At 42.2% G+C, this 19423-nt stretch carries 20 protein-coding genes; 16 read left to right on the top strand and 4 right to left on the bottom strand.

Annotation, left to right across the window (positions count from 1 at the left end; all coding sequences use genetic code 11):
• Positions 1–7 precede the first annotated feature (7 nt).
• On the bottom strand, positions 8–871 hold the full coding sequence (locus DI060_RS11795) for a COX15/CtaA family protein (protein WP_108976831.1): 864 nt from the start codon (positions 869–871) through the stop codon (positions 8–10).
• A gap of 129 nt (positions 872–1000) precedes the next feature.
• On the opposite strand from DI060_RS11795, the gene DI060_RS18980 reads away from it, so the two are divergent.
• The 11 genes from DI060_RS18980 to DI060_RS11745 all read left to right on the top strand — a co-directional run bounded on the left by DI060_RS18980 (position 1001) and on the right by DI060_RS11745 (position 11801).
• The gene (locus tag DI060_RS18980; RefSeq protein WP_167836990.1) at positions 1001–1153 is read left to right on the top strand and encodes a hypothetical protein; all 153 of its coding nucleotides are present in this window, start codon (positions 1001–1003) and stop codon (positions 1151–1153) included.
• Positions 1150–2010: an SCO family protein gene (locus DI060_RS11790; RefSeq protein WP_108976829.1), complete on the top strand. Its 861-nt coding sequence runs from the start codon at positions 1150–1152 to the stop codon at positions 2008–2010. Before DI060_RS18980 ends, DI060_RS11790 begins: the two co-directional genes overlap by 4 nt.
• Complete coding sequence (gene coxB / locus DI060_RS11785) at positions 2011–2973, top strand: cytochrome c oxidase subunit II (RefSeq protein WP_439956912.1); 963 nt, start codon at positions 2011–2013, stop codon at positions 2971–2973.
• Positions 2974–2983: 10 nt separating this feature from the next.
• A complete protein-coding gene (locus DI060_RS11780) occupies positions 2984–4600 on the top strand; it encodes a cytochrome c oxidase subunit I (RefSeq protein ID WP_108976827.1) in 1617 nt (538 codons plus the stop codon).
• Positions 4587–5360: a cytochrome c oxidase subunit 3 family protein gene (locus tag DI060_RS11775; protein WP_108976825.1), complete on the top strand. Its 774-nt coding sequence runs from the start codon at positions 4587–4589 to the stop codon at positions 5358–5360. Before DI060_RS11780 ends, DI060_RS11775 begins: the two co-directional genes overlap by 14 nt.
• Before the next feature lie 12 nt (positions 5361–5372).
• Complete coding sequence (locus DI060_RS11770; RefSeq protein WP_108976823.1) at positions 5373–5975, top strand: cytochrome C oxidase subunit IV family protein; 603 nt, start codon at positions 5373–5375, stop codon at positions 5973–5975.
• Between the two features lie 163 nt (positions 5976–6138).
• Complete coding sequence (locus DI060_RS11765) at positions 6139–6726, top strand: SPOR domain-containing protein (RefSeq protein WP_108976821.1); 588 nt, start codon at positions 6139–6141, stop codon at positions 6724–6726.
• Positions 6727–6811: 85 nt separating this feature from the next.
• Positions 6812–7390: a CarD family transcriptional regulator gene (locus DI060_RS11760; protein WP_108976819.1), complete on the top strand. Its 579-nt coding sequence runs from the start codon at positions 6812–6814 to the stop codon at positions 7388–7390.
• Positions 7391–7435: 45 nt separating this feature from the next.
• On the top strand, positions 7436–8479 hold the full coding sequence (locus DI060_RS11755; RefSeq protein ID WP_108976817.1) for a PIN/TRAM domain-containing protein: 1044 nt from the start codon (positions 7436–7438) through the stop codon (positions 8477–8479).
• 24 nt (positions 8480–8503) lie between these two features.
• Positions 8504–10288: an apolipoprotein N-acyltransferase gene (locus DI060_RS11750; RefSeq protein WP_108976815.1), complete on the top strand. Its 1785-nt coding sequence runs from the start codon at positions 8504–8506 to the stop codon at positions 10286–10288.
• A complete protein-coding gene (locus DI060_RS11745) occupies positions 10260–11801 on the top strand; it encodes a hypothetical protein (RefSeq protein WP_108976813.1) in 1542 nt (513 codons plus the stop codon). Before DI060_RS11750 ends, DI060_RS11745 begins: the two co-directional genes overlap by 29 nt.
• A gap of 7 nt (positions 11802–11808) precedes the next feature.
• Here DI060_RS11745 and DI060_RS11740 read toward each other — a convergent pair whose 3' ends face one another.
• The gene (locus DI060_RS11740) at positions 11809–12264 is read right to left on the bottom strand and encodes a hypothetical protein (RefSeq protein ID WP_108976812.1); all 456 of its coding nucleotides are present in this window, start codon (positions 12262–12264) and stop codon (positions 11809–11811) included.
• A 76-nt stretch (positions 12265–12340) separates the two neighbouring features.
• Positions 12341–12814, bottom strand: coding sequence for a flagellar assembly protein FlaA (locus DI060_RS11735; protein ID WP_244594376.1), 474 nt, complete (start codon positions 12812–12814; stop codon positions 12341–12343).
• Between the two features lie 226 nt (positions 12815–13040).
• On the opposite strand from DI060_RS11735, the gene ompL47 reads away from it, so the two are divergent.
• From ompL47 to rdgB, 4 genes are all read left to right on the top strand, one after another.
• Entirely contained in the window at positions 13041–14147 is a 1107-nt protein-coding gene (gene ompL47, locus DI060_RS11730; protein WP_108976807.1) for a multi-beta-barrel domain surface protein OmpL47, read from the top strand.
• Between the two features lie 313 nt (positions 14148–14460).
• Positions 14461–14919, top strand: coding sequence for a ComF family protein (locus DI060_RS11725; RefSeq protein ID WP_108977133.1), 459 nt, complete (start codon positions 14461–14463; stop codon positions 14917–14919).
• A gap of 5 nt (positions 14920–14924) precedes the next feature.
• Entirely contained in the window at positions 14925–15272 is a 348-nt protein-coding gene (locus DI060_RS11720) for an STAS domain-containing protein (RefSeq protein ID WP_108977131.1), read from the top strand.
• A gap of 6 nt (positions 15273–15278) precedes the next feature.
• Positions 15279–15875 (top strand): RdgB/HAM1 family non-canonical purine NTP pyrophosphatase, encoded by a 597-nt coding sequence (rdgB, locus tag DI060_RS11715; protein WP_108976805.1) that lies wholly within the window; start codon positions 15279–15281, stop codon positions 15873–15875.
• On the opposite strand, the gene DI060_RS11710 is transcribed toward rdgB, so the two are convergent.
• On the bottom strand, positions 15872–17512 hold the full coding sequence (locus DI060_RS11710; protein ID WP_108976803.1) for an ATP-binding cassette domain-containing protein: 1641 nt from the start codon (positions 17510–17512) through the stop codon (positions 15872–15874). The genes rdgB and DI060_RS11710 overlap by 4 nt on opposite strands.
• A gap of 51 nt (positions 17513–17563) precedes the next feature.
• On the opposite strand from DI060_RS11710, the gene DI060_RS11705 reads away from it, so the two are divergent.
• Positions 17564–19420, top strand: coding sequence for an OmpA family protein (locus tag DI060_RS11705; protein ID WP_108976801.1), 1857 nt, complete (start codon positions 17564–17566; stop codon positions 19418–19420).
• Positions 19421–19423: the final 3 nt, after the last annotated feature.

Here is a 19423-nt window from a genome sequence, read left to right as displayed (position 1 = left end):
CTTTGTATTAACTCACTTTCCTAAAATGATAAAATGTCGCCGTATAACAAGCCAACAATGTGAGAACAGCATTTAAGGTATGTATGCCTGTCAGAAGTTTTGGCAGGTGATAGATAACGTTGAATGCTCCAAGTAATATTTGTAATACAATGAGATAACTTGCTAACTTTAAGTAAAATTTCACCTTTTCTGCTTTCAGATAAAATATTGCATAGCTAGTGGTCCCAAATACAAGAAGAGCGAGTAGATACCCAAAGTATCTATGTTCCATTTGATAGACTATGTTCCCTTCCATGGGAGGAATCCATTCACCGTAACACGTTGGAAAATCTGGACAAGCCAAGCCTGCGTAATTTGAACTCACCTTTCCACCTAAAAAGATTTGATAGAAAATGCCGACTAACAAAAGTACAAAGATCTGCCAGGCTTGCGGAGGCCAATTCCATGCAGCGGTATCTTTCTTTGCCAATAAGGCTATGGTTCCACAGGTTAATAAGAGTAAGATGGCGTTCAATAGGTGAAGGTTTACTGTTGTGGGGTGGAGGAGTTTGGTAACGGTCAAGGCTCCGAGTATGACTTGCGAAACTAGTAATACAGAGCTCAAAATTGCAATGCGAAAGAGAAGACCCTTTCCTTCGGATTTGTATACGCGAAACAATCCCCAAAATACAAGTATGCCAATCGCTCCTGAGTAGTAGCGATGCCCCACCTCCATAAAGATATGGAAGGTCCATTCAGGCACAAACTTGCCGTAGCAAAGAGGCCAATCGGGGCAGGCAAGGCCAGAGTCAGTTGCTCTGACGAGAGGTCCGAACATCAAATTGAATAAAATCATCCCTGACAATGTAAAATAATAAGTAGTGAGTTTCATCTTTCTGGTTCTTTCACTAGCATTTTCCAGGGGTTTTCGGCGAAAATAAATTTAATCTAGACAAACTTAAAAATTGTTGGAGTTTTCAGAGAGATTCGAACATAGTCCAACATATAAGGAATTTTAACGATGGCACAAAAAGATCTCTACAACAAAGCTGGGTACTGGACCTTCTTAATCACACTTGCATTCAATATCATTTTCTTCTTATACATTTCCCTCGTGCACCCAGGCACTCCAGAAAACCCAGGCGGATCAAACCCAAGCGCACAAACAAAATGAGATCTATCTTGCCGATCTCTGGTAGGAAGCTGGTCAAACTTTTCTTACTATGTGTCGCTTCTGGACATAGTCTATTCGCTTATGACCCGCATTCCAATCTAACAAAGGATAATGTGCTCCCGTCTGAACTCAAGCAGATTGGGTTTTCGGATGTGACAGGAAAGGCAATTGATTTAGAGATTCCGTTTCAAAATGAAGTAGGGGAGACAGTCAGCTTAGGTTCTTTTCTGAAGAAAGGAAAACCCATATTATTATCTCCTGTTTATTTCAAATGCCCCACCCTATGCAATTACCACATGAATGGTGTGTTCAAAACCTTAAAGGCTTTGGATTGGTCTGCCGGCAAGGAATACATATATATAGCCGTTTCTATTGACGCAAGAGAGAACAAAGATATCTCCGCTCCGAAAAAACAAGCTTACATGCAAGATTATGGAAGGAAAGATTCTGAGAATGGAATTCATTTACTTACCGGAGCCCAATCTTCTATTGATTCTTTGGCCAAACAGCTAGACTTTCGTTACCGTTGGGACGAGCCTTCCCAACAATTCATCCATGCGAGTGGTGTGTATGTCTTAACTCCCCAAGGTAAGGTTTCCCGAATCTTCCAAGGCATTCAATTCAACGAGAGAGATTTGAAATTTGCCTTCATGGAGGCAAGTGAGGGCAAGATAGGAAGTTTTGTAGACCGCTTTGCTTTATTTTGCTTTCAATTTGATCCCCGAAAAAATAAATATACGATATACGCATACAGAATAATGCAGATGGGTGGGGGAATCACACTCCTTTTGCTTGCATCGTTTTTATTCATTAACTGGCGAAAATTTTCAAAGAAATACCCACAAGGAGTCTCATAGATGTCTTTGATCACAAGCTTTCCGGCAACCACATTCATGCCGATTCAAGCCACTGAAATTGCGAAAGAAGTAGATCTTCTCTACGCGTTTCTTCTTGTTTCTAGCTTGATTTCATTTGTCATTCTCATCGGTGGAATGACTTGGTTCTTAATCAAGTTCAAGAGGACTACCGACGAACAAAAGTCAGCTTACATCACTCACAACAATTTCGCAGAGTTTATGTGGTCTTTCATCCCATTGATCATATTGCTCGTGATTTTCTATTGGGGTATGGTGATCTTTGAAAAACTGAGAGTTCCCCCGACGGATGTTGCCGCAGAGATCCATGTGACAGCAGAGCAGTGGGCCTGGACTTATAAATACGCCAATGGTAAAGAGTTTTACAGCTCTGGAAATGACCCACTCATCGTACCAGCCGGCAAAGCAACCAAATTGGTTCTCACCTCCAAGGATGTGATCCACAGTTTCTATGTGCCTGCCTTCCGAACCAAACAAGACGCGGTTCCTGGGCGGTATTCCCAACTTTGGTTCCAACCCACACTTCCAGGTGAATTCATCGTTTTCTGTACAGAGTACTGTGGCACAAAACATTCGGGTATGATGATCAAGATCAAAGCACTACCAGCAGAGGAATACGCAGCTTGGTACCACGCAGAGAAAAAAGGCGCAGATACACCAGCTGACAAAGGAAAGGTTCTCTTTGCTCAGAAAGCTTGTGCCAGCTGCCACTCGATTGATGGAACCAAAATCGTTGGTCCTACTATGAAAGGTCTCTACGAAAACAAACGAAAGTTTGTGGATGGTTCCGAAGCAAAAGCAGACGAAAACTACTTACGTGAGTCCATTCTAGTATCCTCAGCCAAGGTTGTGGAAGGCTATCCACCAGCCATGCCACTGTTCCAAGGACAACTCAGTGATGAGGAAGTGGAACATCTAATTGAATACATAAAAACTATCAAATAAGGGAAACGAGATGAGTTCAGCACAGACACACACTGCACACAGTCACGCTACCGGCGAAGATTACCTCCACCACGGGAAAGGGATCTGGTCCTGGCTTTCTACAAAAGACCACAAAAAAATTGGTCTGATGTACTTTGCGACAGTAGCGATTCTATTCCTCATCGGAGGATTTTTTGCTCTCGGAATCCGCTTGCACCTTGCTAAGTTCGGATCGACTCCACTTTTAGAACCGGATACATACAACAAGTTCATGACCTTTCATGGTGCCATCATGGTATTCATGGTGATCATCCCGGGCATCCCCGCCTTTCTTGGAAACTTCGTTCTTCCCATCCAATTGGGTGCAAAGGATGTGGCCTTCCCACGATTGAACCTTGCTTCTTACTACATCTTCATTGCGGGTGCTTTAACGGCAGCGTCTTCGATGTACTTCAATCAAGTAGATACGGGATGGACTTTCTATACTCCGTATTCCACCGCTAAGACCTCGAGCGGAGTGATCTTACTTGTTTTGGGTGCCTTTACGATGGGATTTTCCTCCATCCTGACGGGTCTGAACTTCATCGTAACCACTCATAAGCTACGGGCTCCTGGTATGACCATGGACAGAATTCCTTTGATGATTTGGGCCCTTTACTCAACCTCCATCATCCAAATTTTGGCAACTCCTGTTTTGGCGATTACTCTCCTATTGATTGCGGCAGAAAAGACACTCGGGATTGGAATCTTTGACCCAGAGCTCGGCGGTGACCCAGTTCTATTCCAGCATTTCTTTTGGTTCTATTCCCACCCTGCGGTTTACATTATGATCCTCCCAGCGATGGGTGTGATTTCTGAACTGATCACCGCTTTCTCCAAAAAAACGATCTTCGGATACCGTGCCATTGCCTACTCTTCCGTTGCGATTGCGGCAGTTTCCTTCCTCGTTTGGGGGCACCATATGTTTGTCTCCGGCCAATCTACCTTTGCTGGGGTTTTATTCTCTGTGATCACAATGCTTGTGGGGGTTCCAACAGCGATTAAGCTTTTCAATTGGATCTCTACAATGTACCGAGGCACAGTTTCCTTTGAAGCTCCGATGCTCTTTGCCTTGGGATTTATGTTCCTCTTTACCATTGGTGGTCTCACCGGGGTTTTCTTGGCCTCAACTGGTATGGATGTCCATTTCCATGATACCTATTTCGTCGTGGCACACTTCCACTATGTAATGGTGGGTGGTACTCTCATGGCTCTCATGGGTGGTATCTACTATTGGTTCCCTAAAATGTTTGGAAAGATGACTTCCGATTTAGGTGGGCGTCTGTCTTGGGTTTTTATCTTCACAGGGTTCAATGTTACTTTCTTCCCACAATTCGTATTGGGAGCGATGGGTATGCCAAGAAGATACTTTGACTACCTTCCGGAGTACACAAACCTAAACCAGATTTCGACTGTGGGCTCTTGGCTCATCGGTCTAGGCTTTTTGATCGGTCTTGCGACCATCCTCCATGGAATGATTTGGGGTGAAAAAGCCTCTGACAATCCTTGGGGTGCTAAGACTCTGGAATGGCAGACTAGTTCTCCTCCTCCTCATGAAAATTTTATCGATACACCAACTGTAACTGCAGGCCCATATGACTTCCGTTAGTTCTTCAAGCGAATTCCACCACCAGCACCACTTCAAGAGTGCTGAGCACCAATATGCCTCATCCAAACAAGGGATTTGGCTCTTTCTTTGCACAGAGATTTTGATGTTCGGCGGACTTTTCGTCGGGTATCTCATCTATCATTCTTTGTATCCTTCTGTTTTCAAAAACGGCTCGGATTCCTTGAATAAGATTTTCGGTGGCTTAAACACCGTTGTGCTTTTGATTTCTTCATTTACGATGGCTGCCGCGATCAACTATGTGCAAAGAGGCATCCACCGACTAGCTACCATTATGTTGGCGATTACCCTTGTTTGTGGGGGTATCTTCATGGTTGTGAAATACTTCGAGTATTCACACAAAATCCATGTAGGAACCGTTCCTGGCAAGTTTTCGCTTGTAGACCCTTCCTGTGGCAAAGGTGCTCAGAGGGATACCTGTGAATCCAAAATTGGTGCCCTCTTGAAAGACAAAAGCCTCCAAGAGAAAAACCATGTGGGTCCGGAAGAAGCTGAGAAACTAAAAAACATCATTTCTCGTCCTAAATGGGAAATGTTCTTTGGTTTTTATTTCGTAATGACGGGCTTACACGGGGTACACGTGGTAGCTGGTATGATTTTGATCTTTTGGGTGATGATCAAAACTATCCGAAGAAAAGTTGGACCTGAATACTATACAGTCGTAGAAGGTGTTGGTTTGTTCTGGCACGTGGTCGACTTAGTATGGATCTACCTCTTCCCATTGCTCTATCTTGTAGGTTAAAAGGAATTTAGAATGGAATACGTTATCAATTACGCACTCTACTTCATTGCCTTAGTTGCGGTTTTTACTCCAGTGCTTGGTTTTGGAATCTTTGCTCCTGGCATTGCAACGGCAACCATTGGTGGCTTTATCTGGAACTGGTTCTCTCAGTTTTTCCAGACAGACCGATTCAAGAAGTTTAGAGAAGAGAACAAAGACAGCAAATTATTGAAATTTGTCTTAGGCGATGAGGACCATAAGGAAGACCATGCGTCTGCCTCTATGTGGGTAGAAGATGGAGATGGAGAGGAAGAAGAGGAGCATGAGCACCACATCATTTCCATTGGAACCTATGCCCTTGTTTTGATGGCCCTTTTTGTCGGAACAGTAATCACCGTTGCTGTCTCCTATGTTGACCTTGGAAAATTGAATATGGTTGTTGCTATGGGAGTTGCATCAGTGAAAGCTTTCTTCGTTTTAGCTTACTTCATGCACTTAAAGTATGACAATATGCTCAACAGAGTCATCTTTCTTTCTGCATTTGGTTTCCTAGCACTTCTCTTTGCTTTTTCCATGGTGGATATCATCACTAGAATCCTTCCTAGTTTAGGATTTGAAGGTACCAAATACTTCTAAACTTCCCCTAGGAAAGACAGATTCCCAATGGAAGAAAACCCGAGCGTGCTTACGGTCTCCTCGGGTTTTTCATTTTCCTCCCTTTGTCTATGCCTTCTAAAAAAAGAAATCGATTTTTGCACTTTTTGAACCGATTGTTAGAGAAAAGAGAATTGGGAAGTCCATGCAAAATATAGATTATTCACGAAGACTGAGAGGCAATCTTGGATACAGCCCAGCCGACCCATATGAGTCCTCACCTAGCCAGGGATACATACACCACTCACAACGGACCAAGCCTAAATCAGCATTTGTACTCTTGATCGGCGCTATTTTATTATTCACTGCAGGAATGGTTGTGGGGATCCAAATGTCCCAAAAGGAAAGAAGCTTTGCTTCCCAATCCGAAAGATCGTTTTCCAATGTTGGAAGGCCGATGGCTACAGAAACTGCTACTGAAGTAGAAAAGCCAACGGAACCTAGCCCAGAAACTGCTTCTTCCCTAGTCCCGGGACTTAAATTTCCTCCCAAGAATGACCAAATCAACTACATGGTACAGATTGGCAATTTTTCGCCCGAAGAGGCAGGAAAGCTAGGCAAACAGTTGATGCAAGCAGATCCCAGCCTCCAAGGTAGGATCTTTCGTACCTCTACCGGAAAATTATACGCAGGATACTTTTACCGCATGGAAGATGCTCGCGAAGCCTTGGATAGGATCAGCCGCCAGATCCCGTATTCTGGTGATGCAATGGTAAAAACAATTCGATTTTAAGTTAATTTTTACCCATCGCCTTGACATTCCACTTTTTCCAGGTTATACTTAGGATAAGAGTATTTACGGAAGTTATTATACTTACTTGGCTATTAAGAAAACAAACGAAAAAACCAAAGAGCCCAAATTCAAGGTAGGGGACTATGTAGTCTATCCGATCCATGGAGTGGGCGAAGTCACAGAAGTTGGCAAAAAAGTCATTCTGGGGAAGAAGAAGGACTGTTACATCATGGAAATTCAAGGTTCCAAGATGAAGGTCATGATTCCTGTAGAGCGTGCCGTTGAGGTTGGCATCCGGTCGATTATTGATAAAAAAGAGATCAAAAAGGTTCTCACTCTCCTGAAAAAGGATGAAATCGACACGGAAGAAGATTGGAAAGTTCGCTACCAAAACAACATGAACAAGATCAAATCTGGTTCTATCTTTGAAGTAGCGGATGTCTGCCGGAATCTTTACAAAAGGGCGTATGGAAAAGAACTCTCGATTATGGAGCGAAAGCTCTACGAAAGTGCCTACAACTTAGTAAAGATGGAAATTGCCCTTAGCAAAGGGGTATCTCAAGAGGAAGCAGGAAACATTGTTTCTGACGTGTTAGCGGCATCTGTCCAAGGTTTGGCACCACCACCTCCTCCAAAAGAAGAGGATGATTTAGATTTAGAGTAAACTTCCGTACCTACTCAAATTTTTTTGGCTAAAAAGGTTTGAGATATGAGAAAACTCCTTTCGGCCATCGGCTCTATTGTAGTCGGTTTGGCCTCTTATTTGTTCCTGTATGCGGAATCTCAGAATTTGATTCTTTCGCTTTCTTTGTCCGGATTGGTTCTTATTTACACTGTGGTTCTGGCATTCGGTGAGAAGAAACTCTACCCGGAAGTAAAAGCAGATACTCTCTTGCTTGCATCACTCTTTGGGCTTCTTGGCTTGGGTCTCGCTTCGTATCCAGCAAGTCTTCTGAATGACTATGGCTGGAAGCCTGCCTCCATTACTTTGGCTTTCCTTCTGTTTGTAACGGGAGTTAAAGTAGGCCTAAGTTTTGCAAAAAAACCAGGCCTTGCCATCTTTGGCGGAGGTGGAGTCGGTGCCAGTTCAGGCACAAGCTTTGCCATCCCTGGTCTAGAGGGCTCTAGTTCACAACCCAAGGAAAAGATTTTAGATACCTCTGTGGTCATTGATGGGCGGATCTTGGACATTGCAGACACCCACTTCCTCGACGGTCCACTCATCCTTCCCAACTTTGTCTTACGTGAGATACAGCTGATTTCGGATTCCTCAGACCCTATCAAACGGGCAAGAGGAAGAAGAGGTTTGGAAATGTTAAACAAACTCCAAAGAAAAGGCTCCATCGAAGTAAAGATTACCTATACGGATTATTCAGATACCCGCGAGGTAGATGCAAAACTAGTGAAGTTGGCGAGAGACACTGGTGCCGCCGTCGTAACAAATGACTTTAACCTGAATAAGGTGGCAGAATTACAAGGTGTTCGAGTCTTAAATTTAAACAACCTAGCAAATGCCTTGAAGCCTGTTGTCTTGCCTGGAGAAGAATTTCCAATTTCTGTCATCAAAGAAGGAAAAGACGAAAACCAAGGGATTGGGTATTTGGAAGACGGTACTATGGTCGTCATCGAAAATGGTGGCCACCTTGTGAACAAAGAAGTTAGAGTTGTAGTAACTTCCATCATTCAAACTGCCGCAGGAAAGATGATTTTTACAAAAGTACAAAACGGTAACAACAACTACAACAAATCGTAAACTTTTTCAGATAGAGTGGGGAGTATGAAACAATTCTTTCGGTTTTTAATCTCAAAGAAAGGTGCTTACTCCTTATTCTGTTATCTCTCGACTGCAGTTTTTGCACAGCTCGCCTTCGCTCCCTTTTCCCAATCCTATTTTGTTTGGCTTGCCCCAATCGGACTCTTTGCCATTGAGAAGAGGTATAGGGGGGATTGGTCCGCTTTAGTTTTCCATGGCTTTGGTTTTGCGATTGTCTTTTATTGTGTTTCTTTTCACTGGATTTACCACATGGTAACCGTGTTTGGTGGCTTTCCTTGGTTTTTGGCCTTTCCAATTTTTGTGCTTTCAGGGATCTTCTTAAATTTTAAATTTCCAATTTTCTTACTCATTTTTTCTTTTTTGGTCACTAGGTTGCAGCGATGGTTTCCCTGGATAGCCGGATTCTCCATGTTAGCTGCCGAATTTATTGCCCCTCAAGTTTTCCCTTGGTACTTTGGAAGTATCGTAGGAGAAAATTTGATCCTCTCCCAAAATGCAGAATACACAAGTGCATATGGACTCACGGTTCTGTTGTTTACTTTTTCTTATTTTTTGTTTTCTGTTTTTTCCTATAGAAGGATCAAATCTCGATTCTTACTATTAAAAAAACGTTTGTTTGGCGGAAGTCACCTTAGATTTGATGCAAAGCTAAATCGAATTCTATTTGGTTTCAGTTCTATTTTAGTATTTTTTCTCCTTTTTTGGGCGAATGGATACCTATTGCTTAGAAAGTGGGCCAATGTCAAGCCAGTGGCACAGAAACAAGTTTTGGTTATCCAACCCAATGCTCCTCTAGAATTTCGAGATGGAAGGTCTGTTGTAGAAGAGATTCGTCTGCTTATGGAACGCATAGATCAATTGAGTTTGGCTGCTGCAAAGAAACAGCCATTGGATTTAATCGTATTGCCAGAGTCAGGTGTTCCCTTTTTCTCTGCACATAAACATGAAGCAACCGAGGCAGCAGGTATTTATTGGCCAAAATTTGAATTGTTTATCAAGACATTGGCTCTGCGGCATGGAGCGAACGTTTTTTTCAATGAGTTAGATGTGGAGTTCGCAAAGGATTCCATCCGACGCTCAGATATGTTGACATACAATTCAAGCGCACTCTATTCTCCTCAAGGGGAAAGAAAGACCAGTTACCAAAAAGTATATTTGCTTATTTTTGGTGAGTATATGCCCTTCGAGTGGATGTATGCTCTGAGTGGCCAAACTGGAAAGTTTGCAAAGGGAGAGTCACTGGCTCTAATACCCTATTACGAGCCACTTCGGAACAATGAAAATTTAACAGATATTACATGGGGAGATTTGGATTATTTTAACGAAAATAGTCTAAAAGAGTACTACCAGAAAAAGATTCAAGCAGAACAACAAGTGGGATCTTTTTTACCATTAATTTGTTATGAAGTTATTATCCCTGAGTATGTTCGGCAGTTTCAAGGGGATCCTGATTTTATTGTAAATGTAACGAATGATAAATGGTACGGTCCGACGATTCAATCTTTCCAACACCATACCTTGGGTAGGATGAGAGCAATCGAATTCAGAAAATGGTTAGTTAGATCCACAAATTCTGGTACTTCTGTGTTTACAGACCATCTCGGACGCAATGTGGACGGAGATTTTACGCCTATTGAAAGCAGTGCCTCGCTCTTGAAAACCGTAGATGTAATCCCTGGTGAAATCACATTCTACCGTAAATATGGAAATCTTTTAACTTGGATCTACTTACTCCTTTCGAGTCTTTTTTTCTTTTACTATGGGAAACAGCGTACTCAATTTCATTAAACGATATAGGTTATCTATTGCAGCCTATTTTTCTGTGGTTTGTCATATAAGCATATTTGTGTATGCTTATAATGCTGCCGATTCTCCGTATCGTACTTTGTTATGCGGCCCGCCTTGGATATATGCTGAGGAGGAAAGTAAAGAAGTAGAGCTGAGTTTCGAATTTGGTGGAAAATGGGGAGAGGGCAGTCCAAAGGGCAGTCAAGAGGAGGGCCAAGAAAACGAAAGTGAAGACGAAGGAGGGGAGAGAGAAGGTAAAGGCTTTAGCTCCGAAAAGTACAAAGATGGAAAATGGGAAGAGTTGGTAGAGAATTTAGAATCTACATCTGACCTTCGGAAAAAATTTAAAGAAGAATATGACAAAGTTCCATTAAATTCTGGTGTAGCTGATTCTTATATAAAAAGGAATCGAGAATACGAAGATATCATCGTTAAAGAAGTGCTTCCCACATTATCTACAATCCGTGATCCGTTTAAAGTAGATCTTGACTCAGCAGAAGATAATTTAATCTTACACAAGGAAAGAAATAGAATCATCGAAGAATTCCGAAAAGGCGGAGAAGAATTAAATCCGATTACGATGAAGATTTCGAAAGAGGGAGATACAATAAAAAAAACTCCCCTAGAAATGGGCAAATCAGAACGATCACAGTATCTTGACCGTACGATTAAACAAAAAAAAGAAAAACAATTGGAAGAGTTTTCTTCCCGCTTTATGGGCTATGATCCTGACAAAGGAGATCTTTCTCTCTTTGTTCGAGATCTTTACTATGAGAATCTCCAAAGGTTAGCGTATCCGTTCAGTAGTGACCCAACATACTTTACGATTGATTACTTCCAAGAAAATCTCAACAAAGAAGACTTTCTCAAGCAGATGATGGCACTATTGGCAGAGAATCTAGGAACGAAGGTTGGGACAGAGATTTTATTTACTCTAGAGAACATATACGAGATCCAAGCTCGTGCCCTATTTGAACTCTTTCAAAGTGTTCCCATTGTGAATGCGGCAAGTCCCGAACAAAAAGAAACCATTCGTTATGAAACTCTTCGTAGGGTGATCGAAAAATACAAACCAATCTTAAAATCGAAGAAAATTAGCGACATTGCCATCGTACAGAAGTTATATGCAAAGAAAAGATTGGAGATCATTGATACCTTAATCCAAAATTCTCCCAAATCCTATCGTTTGAAAGACGCCTATTTTGAAAAAGGTAGAATCCTCTGGGAAATGGGAAGAGCTGAAAATGAGGATCGTTATTTAGAAGAGGCTCTCTCTGTTTGGGCAAAGATTCCTCAGGAAAGAGAAGAAGGTGATTTTCTCCTGAAAAAGGCTTTTGAAACTTTGAGTTTCGTTTTGAAGGATGGTGAGTTACGCGAATCGAGTGGAAACATCTCTGACATTTCGAAGAGTCGTATCGATTATGTGCTGAAAGAACGTTTAATGGAAGCGATGAACCAAAAAAAGCTGCGAGAAGATCGACTGCTTTGGCCAAAATCCAAAGATATCAGGTAAACTGCATCTATACCTTTAGATTTTCTACACCATTCTCGTGAAACTCATTGGCCCAAAAATCATGGAAAGGCGTTTCTTTTTCTATTCTTTCTTCTATCGCCATCTCGGTGATCGCAGTCTCGCCAAAGTGGCGAATGAAATCTCTGTGGGCTAGTCTTTCAATCAGAGATTGCCAAAACACCTCGTCTTCATAGTCTTCTAAGATATCGACAAGTCCGCTTTCTTCTTCGAATTCTCGCGTGAGGTAAGGCTCTCCATTGTTTTGGTCAATTTGGACAATGTTTCCTAGGCCGACCGCTTCTGCCTGTTGGAAAATATGCCGCACTACATCGGCATACCGCGAGTCATTATCGCCTTCGTCCTCGACTCTTTCTTTGGCCTGTAAGGTGGAAATCACCCAGTCCCCCATATAAACAAGTTTGAGAAGAGTTTCATATTGCTCAAGGGAGAGTTCTAGATTCATTAAAGATCACAATCTTCTCTTTGGCTGGAAAGAAAAGAGATTTTTCCGACAAAAATCCTGGAAAGAGGCAGGTTTTTCATTCCTCCAAGAGGATTCCCTTATCACGGAGAGGCCGGTATTTGTCACGCACAACCGCACTTATGTCATCAATGGCAATGAGCACCTCTTGGTTTTTTGCATTTTCCTCATTTGGCAAATAATAGAAACCGAGGATTCGCATATTGGCAGACCGTTGGAAGATGCGGTCATTCTGTTCCATAACTTGTGCAAAGGAGATGCTACAAACCTTCCAACCTCGAAAGTTAAGGGAGCTTACCATGATTTGTTTGGTCTCGAAGTATTGGTCTTCCACAATCATGGTGATATTGCCCAAAGATTGCGAAGAGTAGAGCGGTACTTTGATCTCACGCACAAAGCCACGTAAGACAAGGGGTTCTGGAAAGTAAAAGGCAAAGGGATAATTGGCAGCTTTCGGAATCCGTATGACAAGGGATTGCCGAGACTCAGGGATGGGGGCGGTGATATTCCTCGAAAGGGAGAGGTCCGCCATCACCGTCTCCTTTTCCAGTCTAGTTTTTAAGTTTTCCTGCGAAAATTTTGCCTCTTCAAAATTCTCTAAGATGATTTCCTTCCAGATTATGACCTCTGACGACATAGTTACCGGAAAGGCAATAAAAATGAAGAGGAAAGCGCGAATTCTGGATGCAATCAAGTTGACAATAAATCCTTTCAGAAGGGATATATATGTTTTATCGGTAAAAAGGAGATACTCAATAATGCAGGCGCACAAATATACCTTGGCCATTGTAACTTTATTCTTAGCTGGCCAACTATCTGCACAGACTACGGAGCCAAAAGCAAATACTTCGACTAAAGATGCAGCAGTTAAAAAAACAGAATCCACTTCTGAGCAAGTGAAAACAGGAGCGGATACCGCAGAGACAAAAGTCAAAGAAATTCTTGGCGAGAAAAAAGAAGCTACGCCAGCGGCACCTTCCTCAGTTGGTGTTGCGAACAAAGAAATTTTATTCATCACTAGCCAAACTTCTTTTACTCTCGAAGCAAAGGATGATTCCTCAGCGGTAGACTTCATTGAATGGAAACCAAAGAACGGAGAATTCCGTCGTTTCACTCAACCGATCCGAATTTCGGAAGAAGGGATGACAGAGATCCACTATCGATCTGTTGACAAAGCCGGGAATGCAGAAACTCCAAAAGTTTTAGTGATCTACGTTGATAACACTGCTCCAAGAGTATCTTTAGTTCCTTCAGAACAATTTTTCTTTCTCGATGGAGTTCCTTTTACATCAAAAAACAACTCTTACGCGATCATCGCAGAAGACAAACAAACTGGTGTTCAAAGTATTCAATACAGCATTAACTCAGAAGCAGGAAAAACATACGCAGAGCCAATCAAACTTGAAAAAGGTGGCGCAAACGTAATCAAGTATTCGGCAACTGACAAATCAGGAAATACTTCACCTGAGTCTTCTCTTATCATTTCTGTAGACGATGTAAAACCTACAGTTGAGATCGTGCCTTCACTTCCACTCGTGGATATTAGCGGCAAGTCTTATGCAAAGAAAGGCAATGTATTTTATGTGAATGCAGCCGACAAAGAATCTGGCGTTAAGAAAGTTCTTGTGAAGTTGGACGCAGAAACAGAATTCAGACCTTACACCGAGGCGATTAAAGTGGAAACCCAAGGTGAGCATATCCTTAGGGCAATAGCGATCGACAATGTAGGAAACCAATCTGAGATCGTTGAGCTTAAATTCAATGTAGACCTAACTCCTCCTTCTTCCATCATCCAAAAAGCTGATGGAGCAAAAGTAGTTGAGCCTGCCAAATCTGAGCCTGCAAAAACCGAAACAAAACCGTAAGATCTCTTTTCTCTCCCCAGGACCGTTTTAGCGGTCCTGGAACCTTCTCCGAGAGATGAATCTCTCGCCTTTCTTAACCTTTTTTTATTCCCAGCAGTGTTGTGTTTGCTCCAAAGTTGATTCGTATGCGGAGAGATTTGGTGTATGCCGTTCTTGTTTGCGAGACCGTCACCAAGAACAGAAACGATACCAAAAAATACATTCATGCCAACAATGCGGCCAACATCTAACAGAGGAGGAGTCGGATTGCCCTTATTGCAGTTCTAGGTTTGTTTTTTTTGATGAAATCATTTCTTTGAGAGTGCGAACCAAAATGGAGCACCTTTTACTTCAAAGAAATAAGTTCGAACTGCATGAAGTTTTATGTCGCTACTTTGCTCTTGATACCTTAGGAAAGCTTCGTCGCTTGCGGCAGAGGCCTGATCGGATCGTTTTTTTGCCATCTCAGGACACAAAAATAGGACGGTTTTACCATCCTGCCTCACAACTTGCAAGTCGCTTGGCTCGCAAATGGAACATCCCTCTCCAATCTCCTTTGAGAAAGGTCTCAGATGAGAAACAATCAGGTAAGTCCTTCTATGAGCGATTTTTGCATGCAAAAAAGGCATTTCGGTTCAGAAAAAAAGATAGCAGTTGGAAGGGACTTCATATCTTGATTGTAGATGATATATTCACTACGGGTGCCTCTTTAAATGAGGTGGCCAGATTGTTTCGGCTATCTGGAGCAAGGCGCGTTACCTGCTTGGTGATACTAAATAATGAAGGTGATTGAATCGAATGGAAGTTCAGATCAAAAATGATATTCGGATCGTGAAGTTTTCTGGAGCTATTCTCAAAGTAGATTCCGATGAGATAGAAAAAGAGCTTTCCAAACTGACACAAGGATCCGTAAAAAAAATCATTTTGGACTTAACCAAGGTCCATCACATTTGTTCTACTGCTTTAGGTATCTTTGTTGCCACCAAACGTAAGTTAAAACCGATGAATGGAGATATCAAAGTCATCGTTGTAGATGAGGATCTCATACAATTGTTCGAGATCACCATGTTAGACAAGGTCTTTGAACTATTTCCAGACATGGCATCCGCTTTGGAAGCCTTTCAATTAGATGCAGAAGATAGATAAACAACAATGCCTTTTGAGATTGCATTTGCTTCTGGAAATGCTCACAAAATCCAAGAGATCCATTCACTTCTAAAGGATACAGCTTGGAAGGTTCTAGGTCCGAAGGACCTGGGGATTTCCTTTAACCCAGAAGAAACTGAGGATACCTTTTTAGGAAATTCCTTCATCAAGTCACGGGAATTGCATCGTCTCACGGGACTTCCTTCCTTTGCGGATGATTCAGGTATTTGTGTAGAGGCTTTGGGTAATCGTCCGGGTGTACTTTCTGCACGCTATGGCAAACCAGAATTCAATGATAGACAAAGAGCAGAGTTTTTATTGGGAGAGTTGGGAACCCACACAAATCGGAATGCTCACTACATTTGTGTAATCAGTTTTGTATGGAAACATATTGAAATCGCATTTGAGGGAAGGGTTGATGGATTGGTTTCTGATACCTATGATGGAGAAGGTCCTTATGGTTTTGGTTATGACCCCATTTTTTATTATCCACCGTTTCAAAAAAACTTCTCCCGAGTAGAAGAAGCAAAAAAAAACGAAGTGTCTCACAGAGGAAAAGCACTTCGTTCTTTCGTTTCTTGGCTGAAAGAGCAAAATTTTTAATCGGATACGACTGGGCCACCCGCCAAACGTTTGTAAAAGTCTGATCCCTCTCTTTCCAAAAACTCATCATACGTCCCTTTGAAGTCTTTGATTCCTTCAGGTGTCACCTCAATGATTCTTGTACAGAGTGAAGAGATAAATTCTCGGTCATGGGATACTAACAAAATCGTACCTTCAAATAAAGACAAAGCATAGTTTAGGGCCTCGATGGTCTCTAAATCAAGGTGGTTTGTTGGTTCATCAAGTGCTATCACATTGTCACAGGCGAGTATCATTTTACCTATGATCATACGAGACTTTTCACCTCCCGAGAGAACCTTGGTGGATTTGTTTGCCATATCACCTGAGAAAAGCATCCTTCCGAGGATTGCTCGTATCTCTTGCACTTCGGTTCCTTGGGGAGAATTTCTTAAGAGCCATTCGATAAGGGTATCGGCATCAGGCTCGATAGCCTCTCTCTGGTCTTGCGGAAAATAAGATGCTTCGACAGACTCTCCCCATTTAACTTCACCAACATCTGGTTCTAACTTTTTCATAAGAAGTTTGAGTAAGGTAGACTTCCCAACTCCGTTTGTTCCAACGATACCTACCTTTTCTCCTTTGGAGATCGAAATACTGAAGCTCTTAATCACAGAAAGATCCCCATAGGATTTACTGATATTGATCGCTTCAAAGACATCCTTTCCAAGAACTCGTTTTGCCTTGAAACGTATATAAGGTGCAACACGAGATGATGGTTTGACTTCGGTCATTTCAGCTTTGATCTTTTCTATCATTTTCTGTCTGGCCGTTGCTTGTTTCGATTTACTTGCGTTGGCCGAGAATCTAGAAACAAACTCCTGTAAGTCGCTTATCTTTTCTTTAGCACGTTTGTTTTCGTTCACGAGTTGGTCTCTAGACTGCTCAGCTGCAATCATAAAATCATCATAGTTTCCAGAGAAGATGCGGATCGTATTGTAGTCCAAATCCGCAATATGAGTGGCAACGGAATTGATGAAGTGCCTATCGTGGGAAATTACAATGACAACTCCCTCATAATTGAGAAGCAATTCCTCTAACCAGTGAATGGTTTTGATATCAAGGTGATTGGTAGGCTCATCTAAGAGGAGAACATCCGGTTTCAAAAAGAGGACTTGGGCAAGGAGAACCCGAAGTTTAAATCCACCAGTCAAATAGTTCAAGGGTTTGTTGTGGATGTTGGTTGGTATGGCGAGTCCTTCTAGGAGTTCGCCTGCCACGGATTCTGCTTCGTATCCACCAAGGTCTGCAAAACGCTCTTCGATTTCAGAGATGCGAATCCCGTCGTCATCCGTCATCTCTTCCTTTGCGTAAATGGCATCCCGTTCTTGCATGAGGCTCCAAAGCTCAGGATTGCCCCGCAAAACTGTCCCTAGAACGGTCTCCGTCTCGAACTCGTAGTGGTCCTGCTTTAGATACCCCACCTTGATGTCCTTGTCGATTGCGACCGCACCTGCCGTTGGCTGTAAAATGCCCGCCAATACCTTCATAAAGGTCGATTTTCCGGAGCCATTGGCTCCAATTAGGCCATAACGACAGCCTGGTTTGAACTTGATGGAGACGTTTTCGAATAGGGGTTTTTTTCCAAAGGATACGGTGATGCCGCTTGCAGAGATCATAGAGTCAATTTTCTAAGGGAAACTCTCTTTTCAACCGACATTTCCAGTGATATGGCGCGGATTCTCATCATTCTCATCTTTCTTCTGGGAGGTGGTCTCATTAGTTCACAGAATCACCAAAATGGCCTCCAGGTTTTGGTAGGTGAGCTATTGAATAGTGGGCATTTGCTCCGAACCGAGAAGCAGATTGTGAGATTAAATCCCTCTGTTCTCCAAGAAGAGTTAGCTTTACTGAGCACTAAAACTATACGGGTGTTATGTGATGTAAACGGTGATTCCTGTTCGCCCATGCGGTATGAGATTGCGCCATTTGAATCTCAAAAGCCTGCCGATTGGACTCTTAAAAAAATCCCAAGGTATGTGACTGGAGGGCAGTTTGCATTCAATCCCCAAGTGACTCCTGATGGAAAGATGCTATTTTGGACTGCTTTGGTTCGTGAGGGTGGTCGCAGTACGCAAAAAATCTGGGCATCGAAAAAAGATGCGAACGGATTTTGGGCACCGGGGGAGCAACTTCCTTCGCCACTGAATAATAAACTTCCTTCTGCTGTCATTTCAGCTCTCCCCGGAGGAAATGAACTATTTGTATTTGGTAATTTTGGTGAAGAAGAAATGCTTGAGACTTTAAAAAAAGAAATGCTCCTCAAGTCGCAAGATGTTTCCCGTGATGCAGTCAATGCGAAAGACTTTAACCAGAGATTGGCGAGACTTGAAACAGAGTACAGAGAGAGATCTGAAAAAATTCAAAATAGAGCTCCATTGTACAAATCTGTTCGAAAAGAAAATGGATTTTCGGCTCCTAGCCCAATTCATTTCCCTTCCTTTTATAATTGGTACCGCAAACAAGACAATCCTTATCAACAAGTGTTTGGTGGCTCTGCTTTATCGACAACCGGCAAAACCATCATCTATTCTGCACAACAAAGAAAGAACCTAGGCAAACTAGATTTGTATGTCACATTTCAGAATGAAAATGGAACTTTCGAAGATGGAATCAACCTTGGAAATACAATCAATACATTGGAGGAGGAGATGGCACCTTTTCTAGCTCCCGATGACAAAACATTGTACTTTTCATCAAATGGACGAAGAGAAGGAATTTCAATTTATGTTTCTAAACGTTTGAGTGATACATGGAACCAATGGTCCGAACCGATGGAGTTGTCCTCCAATCTAAGAGGTGTAAATTTCTTTTCTATACCGGCAGTTGGTTCGTGGGCCTATGTATCAAAAGATGGAGAGTTATATATGGCCTCCATTCCAAAATCCTTCTCTCCTGATCCCGTGGTTGTCATAAAAGGAAAGGTGGTCGATGAAGAGGGAAAACCTCTATCTGCTTCCGTACACTATGAATCTTTAAGCAAAAAAAAGCTATTAGGATCTACAGTATCCGATCCAAATAATGGTGAGTTTTCAATTATTTTACCCTTTGAAGAAAACTATGCATTTTTTGGGGAAAAGGAAGGTTATTTACCTGCTTCACAAAACATAAATTTGATGGGAAAAGAGAAAGCCGAAGAGGAAAAAGTAGTCCTACTCATTTTGCCAAAGATCAAAAAAGGGAATGAAATAGTATTAAACAATTTGTTTTTTGCGTTTCGCTCAGTCGATATTTCGCGAGAATCTGAAACAGAATTGGATCGCCTTGCATTGATCTTAAAGAAAAATCCAAAAGTCAAAATAGTCATTGAAGGCCATACAGATAATATTGGCGGCGAGACTGTGAATAAGAAGCTCTCTTTGGATAGAGCCAGCTCCGTAGCTCAGTATTTAAAGACTCGACACCAAGTGGAAGAGAGCCGTATCATGACTAAGGGACTTGGCCAAAGCTCTCCTATTGCAGATAATAAAACGGAAGAGGGACGAGCCGAAAACCGTCGAGTTGTCTTTAAGATTCTGGAGGATTGATCA

Source organism: Leptospira ryugenii (genome assembly GCF_003114855.1).
Lineage (GTDB): Bacteria > Spirochaetota > Leptospiria > Leptospirales > Leptospiraceae > Leptospira_A > Leptospira_A ryugenii.
The sequence above is the reverse complement of the archived record's forward strand: the minus strand, read 5'-3'. Positions and strand labels throughout refer to the sequence as shown.

Bases quoted from the DNA above. Each gene is read 5' to 3' on its own strand.
- DI060_RS11770 (WP_108976823.1), top strand. From the start codon at position 5,373: ATGGAATACGTTATCAATTACGCACTCTACTTCATTGCCTTAGTTGCG.
- coxB (WP_439956912.1), top strand. From the start codon at position 2,011: ATGTCTTTGATCACAAGCTTTCCGGCAACCACATTCATGCCGATTCAA.
- DI060_RS11720 (WP_108977131.1), top strand. From the start codon at position 14,925: ATGGAAGTTCAGATCAAAAATGATATTCGGATCGTGAAGTTTTCTGGA.
- DI060_RS11775 (WP_108976825.1), top strand. From the start codon at position 4,587: ATGACTTCCGTTAGTTCTTCAAGCGAATTCCACCACCAGCACCACTTC.
- DI060_RS11750 (WP_108976815.1), top strand. From the start codon at position 8,504: ATGAAACAATTCTTTCGGTTTTTAATCTCAAAGAAAGGTGCTTACTCC.
- DI060_RS11780 (WP_108976827.1), top strand. From the start codon at position 2,984: ATGAGTTCAGCACAGACACACACTGCACACAGTCACGCTACCGGCGAA.
- DI060_RS11765 (WP_108976821.1), top strand. From the start codon at position 6,139: ATGCAAAATATAGATTATTCACGAAGACTGAGAGGCAATCTTGGATAC.
- DI060_RS11790 (WP_108976829.1), top strand. From the start codon at position 1,150: ATGAGATCTATCTTGCCGATCTCTGGTAGGAAGCTGGTCAAACTTTTC.
- DI060_RS18980 (WP_167836990.1), top strand. From the start codon at position 1,001: ATGGCACAAAAAGATCTCTACAACAAAGCTGGGTACTGGACCTTCTTA.
- DI060_RS11705 (WP_108976801.1), top strand. From the start codon at position 17,564: ATGGCGCGGATTCTCATCATTCTCATCTTTCTTCTGGGAGGTGGTCTC.
- ompL47 (WP_108976807.1), top strand. From the start codon at position 13,041: ATGCAGGCGCACAAATATACCTTGGCCATTGTAACTTTATTCTTAGCT.
- DI060_RS11725 (WP_108977133.1), top strand. From the start codon at position 14,461: ATGGAGCACCTTTTACTTCAAAGAAATAAGTTCGAACTGCATGAAGTT.
- DI060_RS11755 (WP_108976817.1), top strand. From the start codon at position 7,436: ATGAGAAAACTCCTTTCGGCCATCGGCTCTATTGTAGTCGGTTTGGCC.
- DI060_RS11710 (WP_108976803.1), bottom strand. From the start codon at position 17,512: ATGATCTCTGCAAGCGGCATCACCGTATCCTTTGGAAAAAAACCCCTA.
- rdgB (WP_108976805.1), top strand. From the start codon at position 15,279: ATGCCTTTTGAGATTGCATTTGCTTCTGGAAATGCTCACAAAATCCAA.
- DI060_RS11735 (WP_244594376.1), bottom strand. From the start codon at position 12,814: ATGGCGGACCTCTCCCTTTCGAGGAATATCACCGCCCCCATCCCTGAG.
- DI060_RS11745 (WP_108976813.1), top strand. From the start codon at position 10,260: ATGGGAAACAGCGTACTCAATTTCATTAAACGATATAGGTTATCTATT.
- DI060_RS11795 (WP_108976831.1), bottom strand. From the start codon at position 871: ATGAAACTCACTACTTATTATTTTACATTGTCAGGGATGATTTTATTC.
- DI060_RS11740 (WP_108976812.1), bottom strand. From the start codon at position 12,264: ATGAATCTAGAACTCTCCCTTGAGCAATATGAAACTCTTCTCAAACTT.